Origin of the sequence: Ruoffia tabacinasalis, assembly GCF_042652985.1 — a bacterium.
Lineage (GTDB): Bacteria > Bacillota > Bacilli > Lactobacillales > Aerococcaceae > Ruoffia > Ruoffia tabacinasalis.
The window spans coordinates 13,447-34,373 of record NZ_JBHSHQ010000045.1 but is presented as its reverse complement, the minus strand read 5'-3'; the positions used below and the strand labels follow the sequence as shown (position 1 = coordinate 34,373).

Genomic DNA, 20,927 nt, shown 5'->3' with positions numbered 1-20,927 from the left:
TTTAAAAACTGAAAGGAAATGTATTTTAATGAATATAGAGATGGGAATTCGTTGGATGGAATTATTCAATGAAAAAATTCAAAATGAAAAAGACTATTTAACCCAATTAGACACACCGATTGGAGATAGCGATCATGGAAATAACATGTCTCGTGGGATGGCGCATGTGGTTAAGGCGATTGAAGAACAAAAACCAGAGACTTTAAATGAGTTACTAAAATTAATTACAACAAATTTATTAAGTAAAGTAGGTGGGGCGTCTGGGCCACTTTATGGATCGGCATTTATGGGAATGATGAAAGCTGAAACAGCTGGTGAAGAATGGGCCAAGATTTTAAAAACAGGCTTAGAAAACATTCAAATGCGTGGAAAAGCAGAACAAGGTGATAAAACGATGGTGGATGTGTGGATAGCTGTTGTAGAAGCTGTTGAAAATGGTGAATTAACGCATGAATTGATTGACGAAGCTGTTGAAGCCACTAAGCCATTGAAAGCGAAAAAAGGTCGCGCATCTTATGTTGGTGATCGCTCCATCGGCCATATCGATCCAGGTGCTTATTCTTCAGGATTATTATTTCACACGATGTTAAGAGCGGAGGCAGAATAATGGAAAAAACAGGGATTATTATTGTTTCTCATGTCTATGAAATAGCTGAAGGAATTCATCGTCTAATTAAAGAGGTTGCAGCAGATGTTGATGTTCAAGTGGTTGGCGGAGTCGATACTAAAGAAATAGGAACAAGTTTTGATACAGCCTTAGCAGCGATTAATAATAGCTCAGCTAAAAACTTATTAGCTTTCTATGACTTAGGTAGTGCTAAAATGAACCTGGAAATGGCAATGGAAATGAGCGATAAAACAATTAAAATATACGATGTTCCAGTTGTTGAAGGGTCATATACCGCTGCTGCTTTATTACAAGCCGGTGTTAATCAGGAAAATATTGATGAGCAGTTAGAAGTAATGCATATCGTAAAGTAAATGATAAAGTAGCCTCTTAAAAATAATTAAATTTCAATACAGAAAAACCGTCCTTATGTAGATTCATAAGGACGGTTTTGATTAAATTACTCATACCCAAAGTCTTATTTATTGAATCGAACGTAGACAGAAGACCAATGGAAACCATTTCTTCTGAAACAAGTGTTGCTATATACGAGCAGTCTGTTTTGTCCGATGAAATAGGATAACCGGATGAAGCTGGCGATTCTTATATCAAATATCACTAGTGTTGCATAAAACTTAGAATAAATGATTTCCATAGATTGTTACTTTCGTCACAAATGGTTTTCGTTAAAATTTCCAAAAAAGTCAATTGCTGGTGCAAGAGATGACTTTTTCCAGAAATTTTTAGGGTTATTCAGTTGTGGATTAGTCCATTTATACTCTCTTTCACTTAACCAGGTGCGAACGATTCTTTGAAATACGCAAACGGTTCATACTGTAACGCTCTGATTTGTCTCAAAATAGTGAAGAGGCTTGATTTCAAGCGTAATTCCAGTTTCATCAGTAACGTCAGTGAGTAGACAATCATCGCAAGAATCACTTGATTCTCCACGCATTGTTCAGACTGTGAATAGTACGTTTTAATAGTAAAATGTTGTTTGATGTGCTTAAAAAACAACTCGATCTGGCATCTTGATTGATACATCTTTCCGATGGGCTTTATCAAATCCAGATAAGTTATTTCAGCCATAGTCTATTAGTATTTGCTTTAACTCTTCCCAAATAGCTGTATACTTGCGAAAATAGTGCAGGATATACGGCTATTTATATCTGCATTTTCGGGAGAACTGCTTGAGCAAACGTATGACTATACCTATAAGAATTAATAATATATGCATAAGTATTATGCACTTACTATCCTAAATCACAATATAAAATTTCTTAATTTCCTTTTTAAATTTATATAGAATTTTTAAGGGGTATATCAAACTCTCTATAGCCATCAACATCATCAGCTTTCATCTTTTATACCTCTTGTCTACAACTATTTATTCGACACTTACAACTTACATTCACAACACTAAAAAATGAATATTCCTTACTGCGAACTATGGGTACACCCCTAATCGACATAAGTGCACTATCTTACTTTTTTATTCCTAAATGTTCTAGTCTTCGGACAAATCAAAAAACTCTCTTTCCATTTTACCTAATTGGAAAGAGAGTAATAAGTGTTTTTATCAGGTTAGTATTGGGCTTAAATTTAATGCCTTATTTACTTCTGAAGTTAAACTGGTTCTTCAGGGGCCACTGGATCTACCGGCTCTTCTGGAGTCCCCCAACGCGGCAACCTTCTTATCTTGGATAAACTGAACAATCATCGCCTGTAATGTTCTTCACTAAATTACCTTAATAAAAAACTCTGTTTCGATACGTTGACACTCAACTGGCGAACTAAACAATCCAAGCTATAACCTTTTTAATTTAACGGCTTTTCATTAATAACTGAATTGCTTGTTCAACGCTTTCTTCTCCAGTACTACCATTTTTGATATTATCCTGTACACATTCTACTAAATTTTCAGCAACAATTAAACTAATCGCACGATCAATACTGGAGCGCACCGCTGATAATTGAGTAACAATATCCGCGCAGTCTTTTCCTTCTTCCATCATATTCAAAACCCCATGCAACTGACCATCAGAACGTTTCAAACGGTTCACAATTTTTTTATCGTATTCCATTAAACGATTTCTCCTCTCCAAGCAGAAATTCCTCCCATTAAATTTATCACTTTGTATCCTTCTTGTGCTAATTGTTGACAAGCCATTGAAGAACGCGCACCGGAGTGACACATTACATAATACTCTTGACTTTTATCCAATTTATTTTTTTCAGCTGAAAGATTACTTAAAGGAACATGGATTGCTCCGTCCAGGTGACCATTTTCCCATTCGTTCATTTCTCTAACGTCTACTAAAGGAAGTTTCTCTTTTTTCCATTTTTGTTCAAATTCTGGCATTGATATTGTATTGTACATTATTTTACCACCTTTTCTGGTTTTACTGTTGAGTAAAGAGCAAATGCTCCATCTAAATTTTTGGCTTTATAACCATTTTGTTTCAGCATTCTTTCCGCTATATAGCTGCGCAAACCACTGTGACAGCTCACAATAATTGGTTGATCTTTTGGCAACTCTGCCATGCGGTCTCGCAAACTATCTAAAGGAATATTGACTGCTCCTTTTAAACGGCCGTTTGTTTTCAGTTCACCTTCATTGCGAACATCCAGCAATAAATATCCTTCTGCTTGCTTGTCTTCTAATTCATACCATTGCACGGACTCACTAAGGCCTTCCATAAGATTTAAGGCTGTATAACCAGCCATATTGACAGGATCTTTAGCAGAACCAAATGGAGGAGCATAAGTGAACTCTAATTCCGGCAAATCTTGCACCGTCATTCCGGCTTTAATAGCTGTAGCAATGATATCAATCCGTTTATCTACACCGTCTTCTCCGATGGCTTGAGCGCCATAAATTTTACCAGTAGTCGGATGAAACAATAATTTTAAAACAATGTTTTTTGCATTAGGATAATAGCCAGCATGGCTTTTTCCTTGGATATGAATCACTTCATACACCTCATCAGCTTGTTGCAATTGGCGTTCATTCAAACCGGTCGCTGCTGCTGCCATTTTGAACACTCGTACAATTGCTGTCCCGATACTGCCTTTATTTTTGCGTTCCAATCCGCTAATGACATCAGCCACTTGACGTCCTTGACGGTTAGCTGGCGAAGCCAATGCAATCATTGTGTCTTCTTCGTTGATTTGTTGTTTAACGACAATCGCATCCCCAACAGCGTAAATATCTTTTTGGCTAGTTTCATATTGGTCATTGACGACTATTCCGCCACGTAAACCTGTTTCGACACCGGCTGTCAAAGCTACCGTTGTTTCCGGTTTTACGCCGACAGACATTAAAGTAATATCACTTTCTAAGCGTTCTCCGTTTTCCAATACAACGATTTTACCTTTTTCTTCAAATGATTCAGCCGCCAATCCTGTATATAATCTTACCCCATTAGCTGCTAATTCTTTCGTTACATAAGCCGCCATTTCTTCATCGAAAGGTGGCAGTACATGTGGCGCTTTCTCTACAATAGTAACTTCCATTCCTCGTTGGACTAAACTTTCTGCCATTTCTAGCCCGATAAATCCAGCACCTATGACAACTGCTTTTTTAGGGTTGTGTATATGGATAAAGTTGGAAATCGCATCGACATCTGGAACAGAACGCAAGGTAAAAATATTCTCTGCTTCTTCTAATCCGTTTGCTGGCGGAATAAATGGCTTTGCTCCTGGAGACAAGATTAATTTGTCATACCCCAGTGTGTATGTTTCTTGATCGGTTTGCACGACCACTTCTTTGTTGTCAGAGTCGATGGAAATAGCTTCACTATTTGGTCGTACGTCTAAATTGAACCTTGCTTGCAAAGCTTCTGGAGTTTGAACTAACAAATCCGTCCGTTCATCAATTTCTCCAGCGACATAATAAGGCAAACCACAATTAGCAAATGACACATAAGGCCCTTTTTCTAACACGATAACTTCTGCTCTTTCATCCAAGCGTCTTAACCGCGTAGCAGCAGACATACCACCTGCTACACCACCAATAATTACAATTCTCATTAATTCTTGCCTCCTTTTTTTGCTCCTGCCCATGCCATCATGCCGCCACGGACGTTGATAACATTATGTCCTTGTTTCAGCAATATTTTCGTCGCTCGTTTACTGCGCATCCCAGATTGGCACACTACGTAAACTTGACCCTTCGGTGTATAGGTAGAAACTTTAGCCAATGGAATATTTTTTGCTCCTGGAATATGACCATTTTTGAATTCATGCGGTTCTCTCACATCAATAATTCGCGGCTTTTCGGATAATTTATTCTCCAGTTCAGTAGTTGAAATCGTAGGTGTTTTTTTGAAAAACATATTTTCCCTCCTCATAATAGTAATTATTTTGCTGTTACTTTTTCCGTTAAATACTCTTTTAGTACTTCTTTTGGTTGGGAGCCAACTATCTTTTCAATCGGCTTACCATCTTTATATAAAACCATGGTAGGAATGCTCATAATGCCTAGTTGACTAGCTATTACATTGTTTTCGTCAATGTTCAACTTTGCAATTTTAATTACAGGTGCAAATTCTGCTTCTAATTCTTCTAATACTGGTCCTAACATCTTACATGGCCCACACCAAGGAGCCCAAAAATCGACTAATGTAATACCCTCTTTTACTTCTGATGCTAATGTTATATCAGTTACTTTTACTGTCATTTGATTGTTCCTCTCCTTTTATCTTATGTCTGTTATTTCTTTTCAATGAAAATGTACTTGGCACGGGATCATATCCGCCTTTAACAAATGGATGACACCGCATAATAAGTGCTGCTCCCATTAGAGACCCTTTTGCTGCTCCGTGTTTTTCAATCGCATCAACAGCATAGTGCGAGCAGGTGGGATAATAACGGCAACTCGGTGGAAACAACGACGAAATTCCTTTTTGATAACCTTTTATACTTAATAAAATGATATTTTACATTTATACACCCCCACGCGTATTTTGATTATACCCCCATACGTATTTTTTGTAAAGCATTTTTCAAAAAGAATAAAAACGACCATAATATGTCGGTATGTCCGAATTTTGTATTAAGAGCTAGTGGATAAAGTTACATGATCTTCCTCCCTATGAGCAAAAAAAACTATAGAGGATACTTTTTTTAGTGTCCACTATAGGGGTCCATTTTAGTTCACGAGAAAGTCTTTTTTATATTTATTTAGCAGCATCCACTACTTCTTTTAATGTTGATTCAACTTCTATAGCAATCACTATAACTATAAACATTGATGTGAAGGGGTTCAGGTGACTCCCCTCACTCCATAGTCATAAGAGAGCTCCACTAGGGAACAGCTTATTCCTGAAGTGGGGCTTTTAAATTTATATATATATTGAATCCTTACTTTTAACTACTAAACATTTTTGATAGCGCTTCAAAAAGATCTCTCCTATGGTATAATTATTAAAATAGTTTCAAGAGCATTAGGAGGACTCAAGATGATATTAATTGACGAATATAAGACATGGTCTAGCGAAAATTTAGGACAAGCAACTGGTAGATGGTACGGTGAACAATTAAGTCGGTTAGGGAAAGTCTTGGATGAGATTGGTATTGCATCCGACTATAAAGCGAATTTTTTTGACTATACAACCTATGATCAATTTAAAGAAGTGTATCAATCCTTAACGGGTGATTCAGATGAGGTCATTGAAGAAATTTTACTTGGTGTCAGTAAAAGATACCCTAAACCGTTCCGGAAGATGGATAAACAATATCGAGAAGGCATTGCTCAAAAAGAGTTTGACGAAGGGGTTCGATCGAGAAAAGATCATTACGGTGGCATACCAGCCCTTGGTACCGTATTAAGAAGTTATTTAAAGTTTCTTTACTATCATGAACATCCGGATAAGGTCTATCCAAGAAAACCACAAGATCAGCAAGACTTGGAATATATCGATTGGTCACAGTTCTATATGGAGTTAGCGGATGTGCTGTTAACCTTTAAAGATAATCGTCAATCGTTACTTGAAAAATTGCAAAATATATACCAATCTATCGATATCGATTTCCCCACATTAGAACGGGATGGTAGACCCATAGATATCGACCCTTTTACCGTATATGGCTTTTTTAATCATCAAGTCCCGAGACAACTGATTTTGAATGGATTTAAAGAAGAATTTAAGTTGGAGAGCTCAGTGCCTGAATCCGATGTGGGGGCGCCGACTGTCTTGCCCTTCAATTTTACCTATTTTAGATATGAAGATAAACGGGAAGAAGACGACATCGATAATTTGTGGGCATTATTTGAAACGGCTCTTAAATATTCTGAAAATCACACGCAGGATTTAGAAAATGATTTAATCGATCGCTTTAATCAAGTGAACAAGCAATATGGTATCAAATGGAACATTACTTGGGGACTCTATTGGATAAGACCTTATACATTCATTCACTTAAATGCCCATAATCGCAAATTTATTGACTTGAGTATGCCAACGATTGCGCATAAATATCCTGGGCTTAAAAATGGAAAAATGATTACTGGTGAAGCTTTTATCGATATTTGTCAGTTGATGCAAGAAGAAATTGATAAAAGTGATGAGTACAATAATTTTATCGAATTTTCGATTGCTGGACATAGCCATCACTTTTATGAAGAAGATACTGATGATCATTGGACGAATTTCTATACAGAATTGGCCGATCGCTTGCTGGAGTATAAAAACAATCGAGGAGAGTTAAGAGATAAGATAAAGTCAGTTTATGATTTGGTAGGTTTTAAGTTTCCGACTGCAAAAGATGGAATAATAATTGAAGATATTGATCCTTACACCATTTATGGGTTTATGCATCAAAAATTAAGTGCGCAAAGTAAAGCCACCATTTTTGAAGGCATTAAAGAGGTTTTTGATTTGGAAAGTCCAGTCCCTGAACGATTTGAAGGGGTACCTATGATTACGAGTTATAGCTTTACACAGTCAAAGTTGCTAGAAATTTTGGATGAAGAGCCTGAATTGAGGGAGCATTTATGGGATTTTCTTGAGACGGCTATTTTGTGTGCTAAAAATAAACACGAAGACACAGCGTCTGACTTAGCAAATCTATTTAATCATTTATGGAAGAACACCAATTTAACGTGGAATTTGACAAAAATCCTTTATTTCGTAAGACCATTTGACTTTATCCATTTAGATGAAGTGAACCAATACTTTATTGAAAGAGAGTTACCGGATTATGTATTTCCTGAAGCTATAGAGGGTGCAGAATATTTAGCCTTGTGTCAGCAAATCCAAGAAGAACTAGAGGAGGATTTTGTAGCCCTCTCCATTAAAGCTTCAGAAGAAGAAACAGTCGTTTTCAATAATGATGTTTATTCGCCCTCTCTAACTGTGGATGAATGGGAATCGCTGATTAAAGATGAAACTATTTTTGTTGAAGAGAGCTTGACGATCATGAGACGTTTTTTAGATTATGGTGGAAAGGCTACTTGTTCACAGCTGGCCAACGAATATGGGAAAACGTATGGGTATTATAATAGCCATTCCGTTCAATTGGCTAAACGAATTGTCAAAGATACTGAGATTGACGTGTACAAAGAAGGGGACGCGATACGTTGGTGGCGTGTTCTTTATTTAGGGGAATATGCGAAAGAAGATGAGGCTGGCATTTTTAGCTGGGAGCTTAGACCGGAACTCATTGAGGCACTGAAACGTGTCGATTTATCGCTTTATTCATTGTACGAAGAAGAGAAGAAAGTCTATGCAACTTATACGGAAGTTGATTTTTTGAACGAAGTCTTTATGTCAGCAGAGGAGTATGAGACTTTAAGAGCACTTTTGAAAGAAAAGAAAAATGTTATTCTTCAAGGGGCGCCTGGAGTGGGGAAAACCTTTGCGGCCAAGCGTTTGGCTTGGTCTATTTTAGGCGAAGCAAATGAGGACCGCATTGAAACCATTCAATTTCACCAAAACTATTCGTACGAAGATTTCATTATGGGCTATAAACCCCAAGAAGAAGGTTTTGAGCTGGAAGATGGGATCTTTTTGGACGTGTGTGAAAAAGCGAGTAAGAATAAAGAATTACCTTATTTCTTAATTATTGACGAAATTAATCGTGGAAATATCAGTAAAATATTTGGTGAACTGATGCAATTAATCGAGAAGGATTACAGAGGCCAGCAAATTCGAATGCCCTATAACAAGAAACCGTTTAGTGTACCAGAAAATTTATTTATTATTGGCATGATGAATACAGCCGATCGAAGTCTTGCTTTAATCGATTATGCGTTAAGACGCCGATTTAGTTTCTATGAAATGACTCCAGGTTTTGAAACTGCCGGTTTTAAAAGCTATCAAGCCAGTATTGATAACGAAAGTTTTAATCGAATGATTCGTTTGATTCAGCGATTAAATGAGGAGATTAGACAGGATACAACTTTAGGCAGAGGCTTTTGTATTGGGCATAGTTATTTCACAGGGCAAACAAAAGAATCCTTTAGTGAAGATTGGCTAAAACGCGTGGTTCAATATGATATTTTACCGATGTTGAATGAATATTGGTTTGATGATGAAAACAAGCTAGACAAATGGGAAACCCATTTGATGGACGTGTTTAGCGATGAAATATAAAAACACCTTTATTCAAAATATCTACTATATGCTGACTTACGCTTTTAAAGTATTAAATCAGAGAAATTATGAGGAAGTAGAAACTGAAACCTTTGATAATGTTTATAATTTATTTGCTGAAATATTGATCAAAGGCGTTCAGAAGCAAGTCAAACAAGGTTTGCATAAAGAATATATTGATAAACAAGAGAATCTTCTGACCATTCGGGGAAAAATAAATATAAGAGAGTCTATGAAAAATAAGATGCAAAAAAGACAATTTTTAATGTGTGAATACGATGAATTAACAGAGGATAATCTTTATAACCAAATCATTAAATCAACCATGCTTGTATTGATGAGGGAATCGTCGGTAGCAGAAGAAAGGAAAATTAAACTCAAGCAGCTGCTCCTTCATTTTTCAAAAGTCCAAGCGGTTGATCTACAAAATATAGAGTGGCGTTATTTGAAAATTCAGCGGAATAATCAGACCTATCAACTGCTCCTTAATATTTGTTACTTTGTCATATATGGTTTGTTATTAACTACCGAAAAAGGAACATTCAAATCTCCTATGTTCTCTGATGAAAACATTAATTTGCTATTTGAACGGTTTGTGTTTAATTATTATAAAGAAGAGTTGCAGGGGATAAAAGTGCATGCTCCACATATTGATTGGCATTTAAGTGAAGAGTTTTTCAATGAAGATTCTTCCTTTCTGCCGCAGATGCAAACAGATATTGTGTTAAGTAGGGACGAGCAAAAACTCATTATTGACACGAAATTTTATAGCTATCCACTGTCTGAACATGACAAACTCTCCTCGGGGAATTTATATCAGATTTTCAGTTATGTGAAAAATGAAGATGTCAACCATACAGGCGAAGTGAGTGGGCTTTTATTGTATGCACAGACTGAAGCAGATATTCATCCGGATTTTAATTTTGAAATGAGCGGCAATCAAATCAGCGTGAAAACACTAAACCTGAATCAAAATTTTGAGGGTATTAAAGCAGAACTCAACCAAATTGTAGTGGAGAGATTTGGAGCTGAAAGTAAGATAAAATCCATATAATTGTGTGAATAATACGTCAGAAATTTATAATAGAAATGTGATATTGATTAGTTTAAGCTAAAGTAGCAAAATAAAAATATAAGGGGTGATATTAGATGATTAAGTCCTGTGATTCATGTGGTAGAAATTACAATAGTAATAATACAATTACTAAGTATCATAACTATTTTAATAATGAAGTAAACTATGGTGATACTTATGAAGGTAGAGATATATGTTATGAATGCGCTATAGATGATACTGAAGATTTAATACAAACGGGTCGAGAATATTTCGAAGCCATTGAAATAAATCATGGAGAATTACCTTATGATGAGGAGAATAGATTTGTACCTTGATAAAAAGAACAAGAGACATGATCTATTGGATACATCAATCATAAAGAACCATATCTTAGAATATAATTGAACCACTTTGTGACTCTTTTTAATAACACAGTGGTATTACTAAAACGCGATTTACACTCAGGAAATCGTGTTTTATGGAACGCTATATTAATTTATCTGTGAATGATTAAAATAAGGAAAACGAGATCAGGAAAACATTTGCTGAAATACTAGTTAAGATATCTAGGTTAGCAGCGGACTTTAGTAAAAATAATCTGTTTTTATGGGAAACCTATCAAGTTAGAATGTCTAGTTTATAGTAAGTAGTACTTAATAGGTTGATGACTTAAATTTGATTATCATTCAAATTATCTTGGATCAGTGAATAAAGTAATGTCAATAAGGAGGTTATTGAAATGAAAGAAGAAAATCATTTAAAGAAAAAGTCAAAAAACATAAAAAGAAAATACTAGTCGGAATTGGTTTAGCTTCTTTAGCTGCTGTGACATCTGGATCCATTAAGTATAAAGAGGAAATAAAAGAGTTCATGACTAATATTCGTAAAACAGATAATTTATCCGTTACAACAGTTCAAATAAATCAGGTAAGTAAGAGTATCGAGAATATTTCTACAGAAGATAATATTGTTAATGTTAGAGGTCATGTAAGAGATTTGCCAACGAATCATAATGCATCTGAACAGCAGCGGAAGTTAGCTCAAAAGAATAATATCTATTTAGGTGCTAATCAAACCTTTGTGAAGGAACACGAAAAAAATATAGCAGCGTAAAAAAATCAAATGAAGCATATTGTTTATGCTTAAAAGAAAGTAGGGATTACGATGGAGAATAGATTTCCTGATGTTGATTGGTTTTGTGATAGATGTGATAGTCATCTAAATAATCAAGTGGGATTTGATGACAATAAATATATATGGCAATGTACAGAATGTAACCATAAAAACAGTATATCCTCAACAAATATTTATGAATCAAAAGTAGATTTTGATATTAGAGATTGATACATGTAGTTGATATATGCTTTAATAATTTCTATAAAACATAGGCGTATGCGTGAAAATTTAGTCTAAACCATTACTATATACTCTAAACGTTGATTCGAAGGGGTTCAGATGAACCCCCTCAACTCCATTATAGCTTTACTATGGTTTCCTAACAGCTTCTAAACGCTGGTAGGGAACCTTTTTTAATTCTAAAGCTTTGCTTACAATTGCTATAAACCATTACCAACCATTACCATTTTCATTACTACTCCAAAAATGGTAATGGTTTTAATTTAACCTTTTTTATTTAGAGGCTATTCGTATCTGCTTCTAACAATTTAACAGTAATTGCTAAAGTACCCCATTCATTTTCTTGATTAGCACTGTATATTTCATAAGTTTGCTGTACCATTAAATCGATAGGATCTCCTACCGTATCAAAGTCCTTTGCGGGTATACGTTCATACATTTCTTTGAATGTTGTAAATTCTCTTAATTCAACAACTTCTACAGTTAAAGTTTCATTGCTTTTTGGTACTTTTGTAAATATTATTGAATCACCTATACTTATTTTTCTTCTTTTTTCATCATTCAATCTTACCTCAACAGTTTTTTTACCAGATTTCATTGAGTTAAAAGACGATTCAAAAAGTCTCATATTATGCTGCATTTTCTAACTCCTTAATTTTCCTTAAACTTAGCAAATTTATCTGCTGTATCTTTCTTTTCTTCTTTTTTAACGTGAGCATAGATATTCATCGTTGTTTGGATATCTGTGTGCCCTAGGCGAGCCTGTACATCTTTTATTGAAGCTCCCATAGAGAAGAGGATACTACTATGCGTGTGTCGTAACCCATGAACTGTAATTTATTTAAGACCATTAGGCTTTTGCACATTTCTCATGCGGTCATTTGGTACATTAATCGAATAGAAATTATTTCTAGTATTCGCAAAAACATGGCGATCGTGTGTATTGGTATTAAATCCAAGTTTCAGCATGAATTGAGCCTGATACATCTTCCACAGCTTTAAAAGCTTCATAGAGTCATAATCCATATCAATCACTCTTCGACCTTTCACCGTCTTCGTAGGTTGCATGATAATCTTATTATTTAAGCCCCTAGTAAGTGTTTTACTAATGTTGAGTGTAGATGTATCAAGATCAATATCCGACCATTTAAGAGCTAGTATTTCTGATTTTCGAGCACCGCTGTACGATAATATCCTAAAGTACGTATATCCGTTTACATCTAAATTATCAACCATTGTATCTTTAGTTATATTCAAATTTAAATTCTGGTTTAGAACGGTGTCTATACATTCAAAGTATTTCTAATAATAACACAGTTTATTGATACGCATCAATTATTACAGCGGTAACCTATTGTAGACTGTAGATGTAACAAAAATACAAATACGGAGGATTTATAGAAATGGACAAAAATATAGCAAATGACATAAATGGAAAATTAAATTTTTTACTGGAAGACCATGGTGTAACATTTGATGATTCTAATATGGCTTTAGACTCTTTAGATACTTTTCACAAAAAAGCAGACGCTTTGTTAGTCGCGCATAACTGTGAGATACCAGAAGCAGCGCATGATATTACTGGCTTGCAGCCGAAATTAAATATGCTGATTCAAGGGCATGGAGCGGAATTTGATGATTCGAATTTAGATCCCAATAGTATAGATACTGTCCTTCAAAAACTTGAGATTCTACATGATGAACATGGTGCATAAAAGAAAAAGAGTCGCTATCTTAACGGATAGTGATTTTTTTATTCGAATGTTTAAATGAATGTAAAAGATTGATATAAATCAATTCGTAAACAAAATATTCGGTCTATACCAATTGTGTAATCAAAACATTCAGAGTAATGACTAAAAAATAAAGGAGAGAGAAGATGATGACGATAACGTTTCAATTAGAAAAATTGACCTGTCCATCTTGTATGCAAAAAATCATAGACAATGTAAATGAATTAACGGGGATAGAAACAATAAAAATTTTATTTGATAGAAGCAAAGCAAGAGTAGTATTTGAAGACAATAAAATATCAGAAGAAGAAATTCTTCATAAGATTGAAGAGATTGGATATTCAGCAAAGAAAATATAATAACGTATGAAAGTTGATTGGGGTCAATTTTAAATGAAAAAGCGCAGGGTATACTGGAGTCAACAAGTACAAACTAGGAGGAGAAAGAAATGGGTTTTCAGCAAAAAATATTAAGCAGTAAAAATAAAATCACACTTATCTCAGGAATTTTAATCGTTATAGGATTTATTGCACACTTTGGTTTTGGAAATACACAAGTTTTTAATATCGCATTCATTATCGCATCTATTTTAGGGGTGGCACCAATCGCCATTCAAGCTTTTGGGGCTTTAAAGGTAAAAGTAATTTCAATTGATGTGTTAGTAACCATCGCAGTAATCGGTGCTTTCCTCATTCAAAACTATGAAGAGTCAGCTATCGTAACGTTCTTATTCTTATTCGGTAGCTGGTTAGAGGCTCGCACATTGAACTCTACTCGTTCAGCGATTAAAGAATTGACAGAAATGGCACCAGAAGTAGCTTTTAAACAAATGGAAAATGGTGAATTTGAAGAAGTTGATGTATGGGATGTTGACGAAGGCGATATCCTACAAGTCCGTACAGGTGGAAAAGTTCCAGTTGATGGAACGGTTGTTATTGGTGAAGGTCACATTAACGAAGCATCAATCACTGGTGAAGCGGATCCGGTTCGAAAAGAAACAGATTCAGAAGTCTTCGCAGGTACAATTTTAGAAAATGGAACCCTACAAATTCGTGCAGACCGTGTAGGAGAAGATACAACTTTCGGTAAAATTATTGAACTTGTTGAAGAAGCTCAAGATTCAAAATCAGAAGCTGAACGCTTTATTGACCAGTTCTCGCAGTGGTATACACCAACTGTCTTAGTCTTAGCGTTTATCGTGTGGATTTTTAGTCAAAATATCGAGTTGGCCATTACAATACTAGTACTCGGATGCCCAGGTGCATTAGTCATTGGAGTACCTGTTTCTAACGTAGCTGGTATCGGAAATGGTGCAAAAAATGGTGTATTATTAAAAGGTTCAGAAGTAATTCAAGACTTTAGTAAAGTTGATACGATTCTATTTGATAAAACAGGAACTCTAACTGTAGGTAACCCAGAAGTTGCCGAATTTAAAACCTATGGGGATGCAGATCAAGCACTAAGCTATCTGGCAAGTGTCGAGAATGAATCGGATCACCCACTCGCAAAAGCGGTCCTTTCACAGTTAGGCGATATTGAAATGCATCCAGTAGATGAAACAAACGTTGTAAAAGGTGGAGGAATCGTCGCAGAAGTCGATGGCCACCGCGTTGCAATAGGAAACGTCGCTTTAATGGAAAAAGAAAATATCCAATTAACAAAAGAAGCTCGTGAAGATTTTGAAGCCTACGAAAAACGTGGAAACTCATTAGTTATTACAGCAGTCGATGGTGAGTTGAAAGCTCTAATGGGGATTCGTGACCAAATTCGCCCAGGGATTAAACAAGATTTACAAGCGATGAAAGCTTTAGGTGTTAAGAACTTAATCGTACTATCAGGAGATAACCAAGGTACTGTTGATTTAGTCGCTGAAGAATTAGGATTAACAGAAGCCCATGGAAACTTACTGCCAGAAGATAAGGCAGACTACCTCAAAGAACTCCAACAAGCTCAGGGTCAAATTGTCGCATTCGTTGGTGATGGAGTAAACGATAGTCCTTCATTAGCCCTTGCGGATATTGGAATCGCAATGGGTAGCGGAACAGACGTCGCTATTGAAACTTCTGATGTCGTTTTAATGAACTCAAATATGAGCCGCTTGCCTCACGCTTTAGGCTTAACTAAAGCAACCGCCAATAATATGAAACAGAATATTGTCATTGCAGTAGCTACTGTACTTGTTCTTCTAGCAGCCGTTTTCTTCTCAGACTGGATGAATATGTCAATCGGTATGTTAGTACACGAAGTAAGTATCTTAGTGGTAATTGTGAACGGTATGAGACTATTGCGCTACAGACTCAAAGGAACGATGTAGAAACGGCGAACGCAAAAGAGGTTCATGCATAAAAAATACAATAAAAACTAAATAGATTACGGTAGAATTTCCAATATAATATAGTCGAACAAATTTCAGAAACAATTAAGAGATTAATACTAATTCTTGATCTACATCAATTCAATCTATCTAGTCTTCGATTAGAATAGATGCATAAGAGGTAAGAAATGAAAATATTGAAATACAAAATACCTCGTTAAATTGATGTAGATCAAGATTAAAAGCTTGAATAGCTGATATACTATAGATGTCAATAAGGTAAATCGAATGAACAAATAAAAATTCAAAGGAGAATGTATCATGCAAAAAGCAAATATTCAATTAGAAACGTTAACTTGTCCATCATGTCTACAAAAAATCGAAAATGGTATTGGTAACTTAAAAGGTGTGGATAAAGACAGCTTGAAAGTGATGTTCAATGCAAGCCGTGTAAAAGTAAGCTTCGACGACACTGTATCAATTGAAGACATAGAAAAAGCCATCCAAGACTTAGGTTATGGCGTAAAAAGATCGCGTGTAAAAGCCGCGTAGGTTTACTTAAAAAATCAAAAAAATAATGGAGGAATGAATCATGTCAGAAAAAACACCACAAGAAAGATTAAAAGAAGAACAAGAATATAAAGATCATGTGCATCATACGAAAATAAATGCAGCAGCCATTACAGACCATCTTTTAGGGAATATTCACACACTACATGTGAAGTTACATCAGTATCATTGGTATGTAAAGGGACCTCACTTCTTTACTTTACATGAAAAATTTGAGGAACTATATGATGATAATGAAAAATGGTTTGACCGTTTAGCTGAACAACTGCTAGTTTCAGGATATAAACCAGCTTCTACAACCAAAGAGCTTGTCGAGCATTCTATGCTATCAGAAGATCCAGCAGATAAATATATAAAAGCCGAAGAAATGGTTGACAATATCATCGATGATTTCAGAGAAACTCGTGAATTAACGATTCGTGCCATTCACTTGGCGCAAGAAGAAGAGAATGTTGTCTTTGAGGATACGCTAATTGAATTTAAAGATGACTTAGATACAAAAATCTGGATGTTGCAAGCCTTTTTAGGAAAAGAAGCCCTAGAAGATGATGATTACCGCGATGAAGAGGAAGACTAATACAATATAGATGAAAAGGAACAAGTAACTGCGAATTTACAAAGTACAGTTGCGTGTTCCTTTTCTGTTTGTCAAATTGTTTCTATAATAGATGGTATTGATGGGCTAATTTTGATTAATTGACACCATTTTTGCTTTTGAAATGAAAAAAGATCAATGAACGCTTATGATTTAGTTACCAAACAAACCATGAGAAATTCACATGACTCATTTACAGTTAATACGAAAAACACTCGGATTTGTTCTGTAATAGATTACTGAAAATAGGTACAAAACACAACGGATTGATAGTAAAGAGAAGTGTTTAGGAAACGTCTCACTATGTGTATAATGTTTCTCGGAAAGATTAATAAAAATTAGTAGACAAAAAGAAAGAAGACCTCTATTCTATATTCACCACAAACACAGAAAGAGGCCTTCTTTCCCATTGGTTTTGAATTGGTTAACCCATTTTTCAATCAAACTTGTCGTTGAAATATGGTGTTTCTTAGCGAGTAAGGTGTAACCTAATGTCCCATTTAAATACTCTTCGACAACCTTTAATTTGAATTCATATGAATACTTTTGTGACACAAAAACGACCCCCGTAAAGTTAGATTTTTAACTCTAACTTTCGGGGGTCACCTCATTTTCGGATAATAAAAGATCTATATTTTATATAATTCATTTTATATAAAGTAGACGAAAAGGTGAAGTTTCATTCGAGGCTATGTGATTCATAGTTTCTTGTAAAGTTAGATATAGGCAGTTATTGATAAATTTATTTTGACTTTCTATTTTTTCAAAAACATAAAAACCCCATAAGAAGACAGAGGCTGTATAAGTCCACTGTCTACTATATAGGGTTTCTTTTTTATTTATCAACTGTGCGGCAGTTAACCGAATTACTGGCTCAATGTATCTTTTTTCAAAGTATTTAGATACCATTTGAATATTAAAATATAAACTACAAATCCTACAACAGTTAAGGCAATTAACTTAAGGTCTAAAGTATCTGCCATTTTTCCAACTAACATGGCAAGCATCTTTTCAACGGGCATAGAGTCAACTGAACTAAAGAGTTGACCATTTGAAAGACCCTCTGGGAAAGTTCCCATTGCGATGGAAGTCTCTGTAAGGAATGAAGCAATCAGAGTAGCTGCCCATAGGAATAATGGTATTAAGACTGTACCGATCAATGTCATTCGAATAACTTTGCCTTTAGTAACAAGTAACAAAGCAGGAGTTAGCACAGTTAGAATAATTCCGCCAAGAGGAAGAACTTGGTTTCCTGGAAGTACCATAGCAATAAGTAATAGAATTGGTGCTAAGATATTAGCCACAGCCCAGATTTCTGCACGAGAAGCTAAAATAGGCCAATCAATTGCGACAAGCAGTTTACGACCGCGTAGACTTTTGCTCATCATAGTAGAAATTCCATCAGATAGTGGTTCAATAGCTGGTCCAAACCACCCGCCGACAAGGCCAAATAATTCAAGAGCAACACCAGCTGTAAAAGCTAAAGTAAATATTTCTGGGACACTTTGCTGTCCTAAAACTCCAATAAATACTCCAAGGTAAACACCAATTGCGAATTTACTACCCCAGAAACCAATTTTCTTGTTAAGAGTTTCCGCATCAAAGTCGAATTTATCGATAAAAGGAATAAATCGATCAATGAATTTATTTAAAATCATAGCAAGAGGTGCCACAAGTAAGGAAGGGTGGGCAGTTGTAGTTATATTATCTTCGTCATAATCTAGTAACTCATTAATTGTCGGTTTAATGGCATCCGCATTAAATAGCATCAAAGCATAGATAAATACAACGAAAATCGACGTGACAAATATATTGTCGCCTGAATAGTAATTAACTAGTAAACCAAGTACAGAAAGGTTCCAAACGTTAAACAGGTCAACGTTTAATGTGTTTGTCACTTTTAAAAACAACATAACTAAATTGGTTATGATACAAATAAAAGCAAAGTAAAGCGTATACACTGAACCCCAAGTAATAACAGCTAAAGGTGCCCATCCGAGATCGGTAATCGATAAATTAACACCAGTCGATGCTACAAAAGCATTTAAAGCAGGTCCAAAACTGGATGTTAAAAGAGAGATAACAGCACCCATCCCCGTAAGAGCAATGGCCATCCTTAAGCCACCTTCGAGAGCTTTTGAAAAAGATACACCAAAGAAAAGAGACAATACTGTAATGATGATGAACATCATAGCAGAGCCCCCCAAACTAATAAAAAAATTGAATCCATCGTTTATAACATCTAAAAACATCAAAATCCTCCTATATAAACTTATACGTTTTCGTAATCGGTTAGGTAAATTAATGGGTGAAACCATATTAAAACATTTTGAAAGGGATTGCAATACTTTAAAACTATTTGTTGACATTTAGTTTTTACTCATGTATATTCATATCGTAATCGGTTACGTAATGGTTGGGGGAAATAAAATGGCAACAATAAAAGATGTAGCAAAGCTGGCGGGTGTATCAACAGCAACAGTTTCGAGGGTTATTAATGGTAAAGGTGAAGCGGCACCTGAAACCATTGAGAAGATTCAAAAAATTGTAGAAGAATTAAACTATAAGCCGAGTAGCGTCGCAAAAAGTTTATCTAAACGAGAATCAAATCTAATTGCTCTGCTAATTCCTAATTTAGACAATCCATTCTTTAGTGAATTAGTCCGAACAATTGAAATTGCTGCAAATAAAAAAGGTTACCAAATCTATTTGTGCAATAGTGAAGATAATCGTGAAAAAGTTGAATACTATTTAGAAGCTATGGCGGATAATTATGTTATGGGTGCCATTATTAACTCGCTTCATGTGAAAGAGGATGACTTAGAAAGATTAGAAGCGAATGGAATTTCGACGATAACAATTGATAGAGCTCAATTTTCACATGCATATTCAGCTTTAGCGGTAGATCATATACATGGCGGATATTTAGCAACGAAGCATCTGATCGAAGTAGGGGGAGCAAAAAAAATTGCTTTCCTATCTGGTCCACAAGACGAAAGTAGTTCACAAGATCGTTATCAAGGGTATTTAAGAGCAGTGGGTGAAATGGACGCAGAACACATTGTCAAACTCTATGGAGCATTTGATATTCAAAGTGGTTACGAAACTAGCTATGCTTATTTAGCTAATCATCCGAACATTGATGGGATTGTTTGTTCGAATGATGCGATGGCATATGGTGTTATTCGAGCGTGTGCTGATTTAGGAATAAATATCCCTCAGGATATCAAAGTGATTGGATATGATAATACTGTTAATGGTAAGTACTCCGTTCCACGTTTGAGTACAGTCAGTCAGTTTCAACCAAAATTAGGGGATCTTATTATTAATGAGTTAGAGCGGGTAGAGAAAAAAAATTGTAAACCCAAAAAGTATGAAGTTGAACCGGAACTAGTAGTAAGAGAGACAACACAAAAGGAGAAAGAAATATGTTAAAAATTGCACCATCATTGATGTGTACGGATTTAGGTAATGTAGAAAAAGATATCAAAGAATTAGATGAAGCTGGAATAGACCTATACCATATTGATATTATGGATGGTACATTTGTACCAAACTTTACATTAGGTCCTGACTTCGTTAAAACAGTGAGAGAATTGACAGATAAGCCATTAGATATTCATATCATGGCAGAAAAACCCGAACGTTTCATTGATTTATTTCATCAAGCGGGTTCTGATATGATTGCCATTCATGCTGAAACAACAAACAACTTGCAAGGAACGTTGACCAAAATTCAAGATTTAGGAATGAAGGCAGGAGTGGCGATTAATCCCTCAACACCTCTGGATGTACTTGATTATGTTTATAACGTAATCGATTACGTTGTGATTATGACTGTGAATCCGGGGTTTGCAGGACAAACATTTATACCTGAGATGTATGATAAAATTGCAAATTTAAAAGCTGAAATAACGAATAGAAACTTAAATATTGAAATCATGGTAGACGGGAATATCGGTAAAGATACGATTCCTAAAAGCAAAGAAAAAGGTGCCACTATTTTTGTTGGGGGAACAAGTTCTGTGTATAAGAGTGGACTTAGCCTAACAGAAAATGTTAAAAATACACGTAATTTATTGAATGGGGGAGAATAAA

Annotated in this window: 24 protein-coding genes and 1 pseudogene; 14 read left to right on the top strand and 11 right to left on the bottom strand. The window is 35.4% G+C overall.

The genetic code is table 11. The features are described from left to right. The first annotated feature begins 28 nt into the window (after positions 1-28). Together dhaL and dhaM are read left to right on the top strand one after the other, a co-directional pair. A complete protein-coding gene (gene dhaL / locus ACFO5Y_RS07610; RefSeq protein ID WP_197104955.1) occupies positions 29-607 on the top strand; it encodes a dihydroxyacetone kinase subunit DhaL in 579 nt (192 codons plus the stop codon). Continuing rightward, positions 607-981 (top strand): dihydroxyacetone kinase phosphoryl donor subunit DhaM, encoded by a 375-nt coding sequence (gene dhaM, locus ACFO5Y_RS07605; protein WP_197104954.1) that lies wholly within the window; start codon positions 607-609, stop codon positions 979-981. Before dhaL ends, dhaM begins: the two co-directional genes overlap by 1 nt. Before the next feature lie 415 nt (positions 982-1,396). Here the strand turns inward: dhaM and ACFO5Y_RS07600 are convergent, their stop codons facing one another. From ACFO5Y_RS07600 to yidD, 7 genes are all read right to left on the bottom strand, one after another. Then, positions 1,397-1,651 (bottom strand): transposase, encoded by a 255-nt coding sequence (locus ACFO5Y_RS07600; RefSeq protein ID WP_269434936.1) that lies wholly within the window; start codon positions 1,649-1,651, stop codon positions 1,397-1,399. Between the two features lie 779 nt (positions 1,652-2,430). Continuing rightward, positions 2,431-2,691 carry a metal-sensitive transcriptional regulator gene (locus ACFO5Y_RS07595; protein WP_076767555.1) on the bottom strand — a complete coding sequence of 87 codons (261 nt, stop codon included), beginning with the start codon at positions 2,689-2,691 and terminating at the stop codon, positions 2,431-2,433. Beyond that, entirely contained in the window at positions 2,691-2,987 is a 297-nt protein-coding gene (locus tag ACFO5Y_RS07590; protein WP_197104952.1) for a rhodanese-like domain-containing protein, read from the bottom strand. Before ACFO5Y_RS07590 ends, ACFO5Y_RS07595 begins: the two co-directional genes overlap by 1 nt. Further along, complete coding sequence (locus ACFO5Y_RS07585) at positions 2,987-4,639, bottom strand: FAD-dependent oxidoreductase (protein ID WP_197104951.1); 1,653 nt, start codon at positions 4,637-4,639, stop codon at positions 2,987-2,989. Before ACFO5Y_RS07585 ends, ACFO5Y_RS07590 begins: the two co-directional genes overlap by 1 nt. After that, on the bottom strand, positions 4,639-4,944 hold the full coding sequence (locus ACFO5Y_RS07580; protein WP_197104950.1) for a rhodanese-like domain-containing protein: 306 nt from the start codon (positions 4,942-4,944) through the stop codon (positions 4,639-4,641). Before ACFO5Y_RS07580 ends, ACFO5Y_RS07585 begins: the two co-directional genes overlap by 1 nt. A gap of 23 nt (positions 4,945-4,967) precedes the next feature. Beyond that, entirely contained in the window at positions 4,968-5,288 is a 321-nt protein-coding gene (trxA, locus tag ACFO5Y_RS07575; RefSeq protein WP_197104949.1) for a thioredoxin, read from the bottom strand. After that, a complete protein-coding gene (gene yidD, locus ACFO5Y_RS07570; RefSeq protein ID WP_331459531.1) occupies positions 5,269-5,544 on the bottom strand; it encodes a membrane protein insertion efficiency factor YidD in 276 nt (91 codons plus the stop codon). Before yidD ends, trxA begins: the two co-directional genes overlap by 20 nt. Before the next feature lie 525 nt (positions 5,545-6,069). Between yidD and ACFO5Y_RS07565 the strand changes: the two genes are divergently transcribed. The 5 genes from ACFO5Y_RS07565 to ACFO5Y_RS07545 all read left to right on the top strand — a co-directional run bounded on the left by ACFO5Y_RS07565 (position 6,070) and on the right by ACFO5Y_RS07545 (position 11,605). Continuing rightward, positions 6,070-9,204, top strand: a complete 3,135-nt coding sequence (locus tag ACFO5Y_RS07565) for an AAA family ATPase (protein ID WP_197104948.1) — start codon at positions 6,070-6,072, stop codon at positions 9,202-9,204. After that, positions 9,194-10,258, top strand: a complete 1,065-nt coding sequence (gene mcrC / locus ACFO5Y_RS07560) for a 5-methylcytosine-specific restriction endonuclease system specificity protein McrC (RefSeq protein WP_197104947.1) — start codon at positions 9,194-9,196, stop codon at positions 10,256-10,258. Before ACFO5Y_RS07565 ends, mcrC begins: the two co-directional genes overlap by 11 nt. A 95-nt stretch (positions 10,259-10,353) precedes the next feature. After that, positions 10,354-10,596: a hypothetical protein gene (locus ACFO5Y_RS07555; protein ID WP_197104946.1), complete on the top strand. Its 243-nt coding sequence runs from the start codon at positions 10,354-10,356 to the stop codon at positions 10,594-10,596. Between the two features lie 535 nt (positions 10,597-11,131). Beyond that, positions 11,132-11,374 (top strand): hypothetical protein, encoded by a 243-nt coding sequence (locus tag ACFO5Y_RS07550; protein ID WP_197104945.1) that lies wholly within the window; start codon positions 11,132-11,134, stop codon positions 11,372-11,374. 51 nt (positions 11,375-11,425) lie between these two features. Next, positions 11,426-11,605, top strand: a complete 180-nt coding sequence (locus tag ACFO5Y_RS07545; RefSeq protein ID WP_197104944.1) for a Sec23/Sec24 zinc finger-containing protein — start codon at positions 11,426-11,428, stop codon at positions 11,603-11,605. A 289-nt stretch (positions 11,606-11,894) separates the two neighbouring features. Here the strand turns inward: ACFO5Y_RS07545 and ACFO5Y_RS07540 are convergent, their stop codons facing one another. Both ACFO5Y_RS07540 and ACFO5Y_RS07535 read right to left on the bottom strand, forming a co-directional pair. Further along, positions 11,895-12,257, bottom strand: a complete 363-nt coding sequence (locus tag ACFO5Y_RS07540) for an ASCH domain-containing protein (protein ID WP_197104943.1) — start codon at positions 12,255-12,257, stop codon at positions 11,895-11,897. Positions 12,258-12,268: 11 nt separating this feature from the next. After that, a pseudogene (locus ACFO5Y_RS07535) lies at positions 12,269-12,853 on the bottom strand (site-specific integrase). 167 nt (positions 12,854-13,020) lie between these two features. Between ACFO5Y_RS07535 and ACFO5Y_RS07530 the strand changes: the two are divergent. The 5 genes from ACFO5Y_RS07530 to ACFO5Y_RS07510 all read left to right on the top strand — a co-directional run bounded on the left by ACFO5Y_RS07530 (position 13,021) and on the right by ACFO5Y_RS07510 (position 16,811). After that, positions 13,021-13,332 (top strand): hypothetical protein, encoded by a 312-nt coding sequence (locus ACFO5Y_RS07530; protein ID WP_197104941.1) that lies wholly within the window; start codon positions 13,021-13,023, stop codon positions 13,330-13,332. Between the two features lie 164 nt (positions 13,333-13,496). Next, a complete protein-coding gene (locus ACFO5Y_RS07525) occupies positions 13,497-13,709 on the top strand; it encodes a heavy-metal-associated domain-containing protein (RefSeq protein WP_197104940.1) in 213 nt (70 codons plus the stop codon). An 89-nt stretch (positions 13,710-13,798) separates the two neighbouring features. After that, positions 13,799-15,664, top strand: coding sequence for a heavy metal translocating P-type ATPase (locus ACFO5Y_RS07520; protein WP_197104939.1), 1,866 nt, complete (start codon positions 13,799-13,801; stop codon positions 15,662-15,664). Positions 15,665-15,985: 321 nt separating this feature from the next. Further along, entirely contained in the window at positions 15,986-16,216 is a 231-nt protein-coding gene (locus tag ACFO5Y_RS07515) for a heavy-metal-associated domain-containing protein (RefSeq protein WP_197104938.1), read from the top strand. Between the two features lie 40 nt (positions 16,217-16,256). Then, positions 16,257-16,811, top strand: coding sequence for a Dps family protein (locus ACFO5Y_RS07510; protein ID WP_197104937.1), 555 nt, complete (start codon positions 16,257-16,259; stop codon positions 16,809-16,811). 393 nt (positions 16,812-17,204) lie between these two features. Here the strand turns inward: ACFO5Y_RS07510 and ACFO5Y_RS07505 are convergent, their stop codons facing one another. Then, the gene (locus tag ACFO5Y_RS07505) at positions 17,205-17,384 is read right to left on the bottom strand and encodes a helix-turn-helix domain-containing protein (protein WP_197104936.1); all 180 of its coding nucleotides are present in this window, start codon (positions 17,382-17,384) and stop codon (positions 17,205-17,207) included. A 311-nt stretch (positions 17,385-17,695) separates the two neighbouring features. Then, positions 17,696-19,081: a PTS transporter subunit IIC gene (locus ACFO5Y_RS07500; protein ID WP_197104935.1), complete on the bottom strand. Its 1,386-nt coding sequence runs from the start codon at positions 19,079-19,081 to the stop codon at positions 17,696-17,698. A 178-nt stretch (positions 19,082-19,259) separates the two neighbouring features. Between ACFO5Y_RS07500 and ACFO5Y_RS07495 the strand changes: the two genes are divergently transcribed. Both ACFO5Y_RS07495 and rpe read left to right on the top strand, forming a co-directional pair. Beyond that, complete coding sequence (locus tag ACFO5Y_RS07495; protein ID WP_197104934.1) at positions 19,260-20,264, top strand: LacI family DNA-binding transcriptional regulator; 1,005 nt, start codon at positions 19,260-19,262, stop codon at positions 20,262-20,264. Next, entirely contained in the window at positions 20,258-20,926 is a 669-nt protein-coding gene (rpe, locus tag ACFO5Y_RS07490; protein ID WP_197104933.1) for a ribulose-phosphate 3-epimerase, read from the top strand. Before ACFO5Y_RS07495 ends, rpe begins: the two co-directional genes overlap by 7 nt. Position 20,927: the final 1 nt, after the last annotated feature.

What these genes read in the sequence shown, in the direction of transcription:
- ACFO5Y_RS07590 (WP_197104952.1), bottom strand. Translation starts at nt 2,987, where the DNA reads ATGTACAATACAATATCAATGCCAGAATTTGAACAAAAATGGAAAAAA.
- ACFO5Y_RS07585 (WP_197104951.1), bottom strand. Translation starts at nt 4,639, where the DNA reads ATGAGAATTGTAATTATTGGTGGTGTAGCAGGTGGTATGTCTGCTGCT.
- ACFO5Y_RS07515 (WP_197104938.1), top strand. Translation starts at nt 15,986, where the DNA reads ATGCAAAAAGCAAATATTCAATTAGAAACGTTAACTTGTCCATCATGT.
- mcrC (WP_197104947.1), top strand. Translation starts at nt 9,194, where the DNA reads ATGAAATATAAAAACACCTTTATTCAAAATATCTACTATATGCTGACT.
- dhaL (WP_197104955.1), top strand. Translation starts at nt 29, where the DNA reads ATGAATATAGAGATGGGAATTCGTTGGATGGAATTATTCAATGAAAAA.
- ACFO5Y_RS07600 (WP_269434936.1), bottom strand. Translation starts at nt 1,651, where the DNA reads ATGTATCAATCAAGATGCCAGATCGAGTTGTTTTTTAAGCACATCAAA.
- ACFO5Y_RS07595 (WP_076767555.1), bottom strand. Translation starts at nt 2,691, where the DNA reads ATGGAATACGATAAAAAAATTGTGAACCGTTTGAAACGTTCTGATGGT.
- ACFO5Y_RS07545 (WP_197104944.1), top strand. Translation starts at nt 11,426, where the DNA reads ATGGAGAATAGATTTCCTGATGTTGATTGGTTTTGTGATAGATGTGAT.
- trxA (WP_197104949.1), bottom strand. Translation starts at nt 5,288, where the DNA reads ATGACAGTAAAAGTAACTGATATAACATTAGCATCAGAAGTAAAAGAG.
- ACFO5Y_RS07550 (WP_197104945.1), top strand. Translation starts at nt 11,132, where the DNA reads ATGACTAATATTCGTAAAACAGATAATTTATCCGTTACAACAGTTCAA.
- rpe (WP_197104933.1), top strand. Translation starts at nt 20,258, where the DNA reads ATGTTAAAAATTGCACCATCATTGATGTGTACGGATTTAGGTAATGTA.
- ACFO5Y_RS07580 (WP_197104950.1), bottom strand. Translation starts at nt 4,944, where the DNA reads ATGTTTTTCAAAAAAACACCTACGATTTCAACTACTGAACTGGAGAAT.
- ACFO5Y_RS07500 (WP_197104935.1), bottom strand. Translation starts at nt 19,081, where the DNA reads ATGTTTTTAGATGTTATAAACGATGGATTCAATTTTTTTATTAGTTTG.
- ACFO5Y_RS07495 (WP_197104934.1), top strand. Translation starts at nt 19,260, where the DNA reads ATGGCAACAATAAAAGATGTAGCAAAGCTGGCGGGTGTATCAACAGCA.
- ACFO5Y_RS07555 (WP_197104946.1), top strand. Translation starts at nt 10,354, where the DNA reads ATGATTAAGTCCTGTGATTCATGTGGTAGAAATTACAATAGTAATAAT.
- ACFO5Y_RS07540 (WP_197104943.1), bottom strand. Translation starts at nt 12,257, where the DNA reads ATGCAGCATAATATGAGACTTTTTGAATCGTCTTTTAACTCAATGAAA.
- ACFO5Y_RS07530 (WP_197104941.1), top strand. Translation starts at nt 13,021, where the DNA reads ATGGACAAAAATATAGCAAATGACATAAATGGAAAATTAAATTTTTTA.
- ACFO5Y_RS07520 (WP_197104939.1), top strand. Translation starts at nt 13,799, where the DNA reads ATGGGTTTTCAGCAAAAAATATTAAGCAGTAAAAATAAAATCACACTT.
- ACFO5Y_RS07525 (WP_197104940.1), top strand. Translation starts at nt 13,497, where the DNA reads ATGATGACGATAACGTTTCAATTAGAAAAATTGACCTGTCCATCTTGT.
- ACFO5Y_RS07565 (WP_197104948.1), top strand. Translation starts at nt 6,070, where the DNA reads ATGATATTAATTGACGAATATAAGACATGGTCTAGCGAAAATTTAGGA.
- ACFO5Y_RS07510 (WP_197104937.1), top strand. Translation starts at nt 16,257, where the DNA reads ATGTCAGAAAAAACACCACAAGAAAGATTAAAAGAAGAACAAGAATAT.
- dhaM (WP_197104954.1), top strand. Translation starts at nt 607, where the DNA reads ATGGAAAAAACAGGGATTATTATTGTTTCTCATGTCTATGAAATAGCT.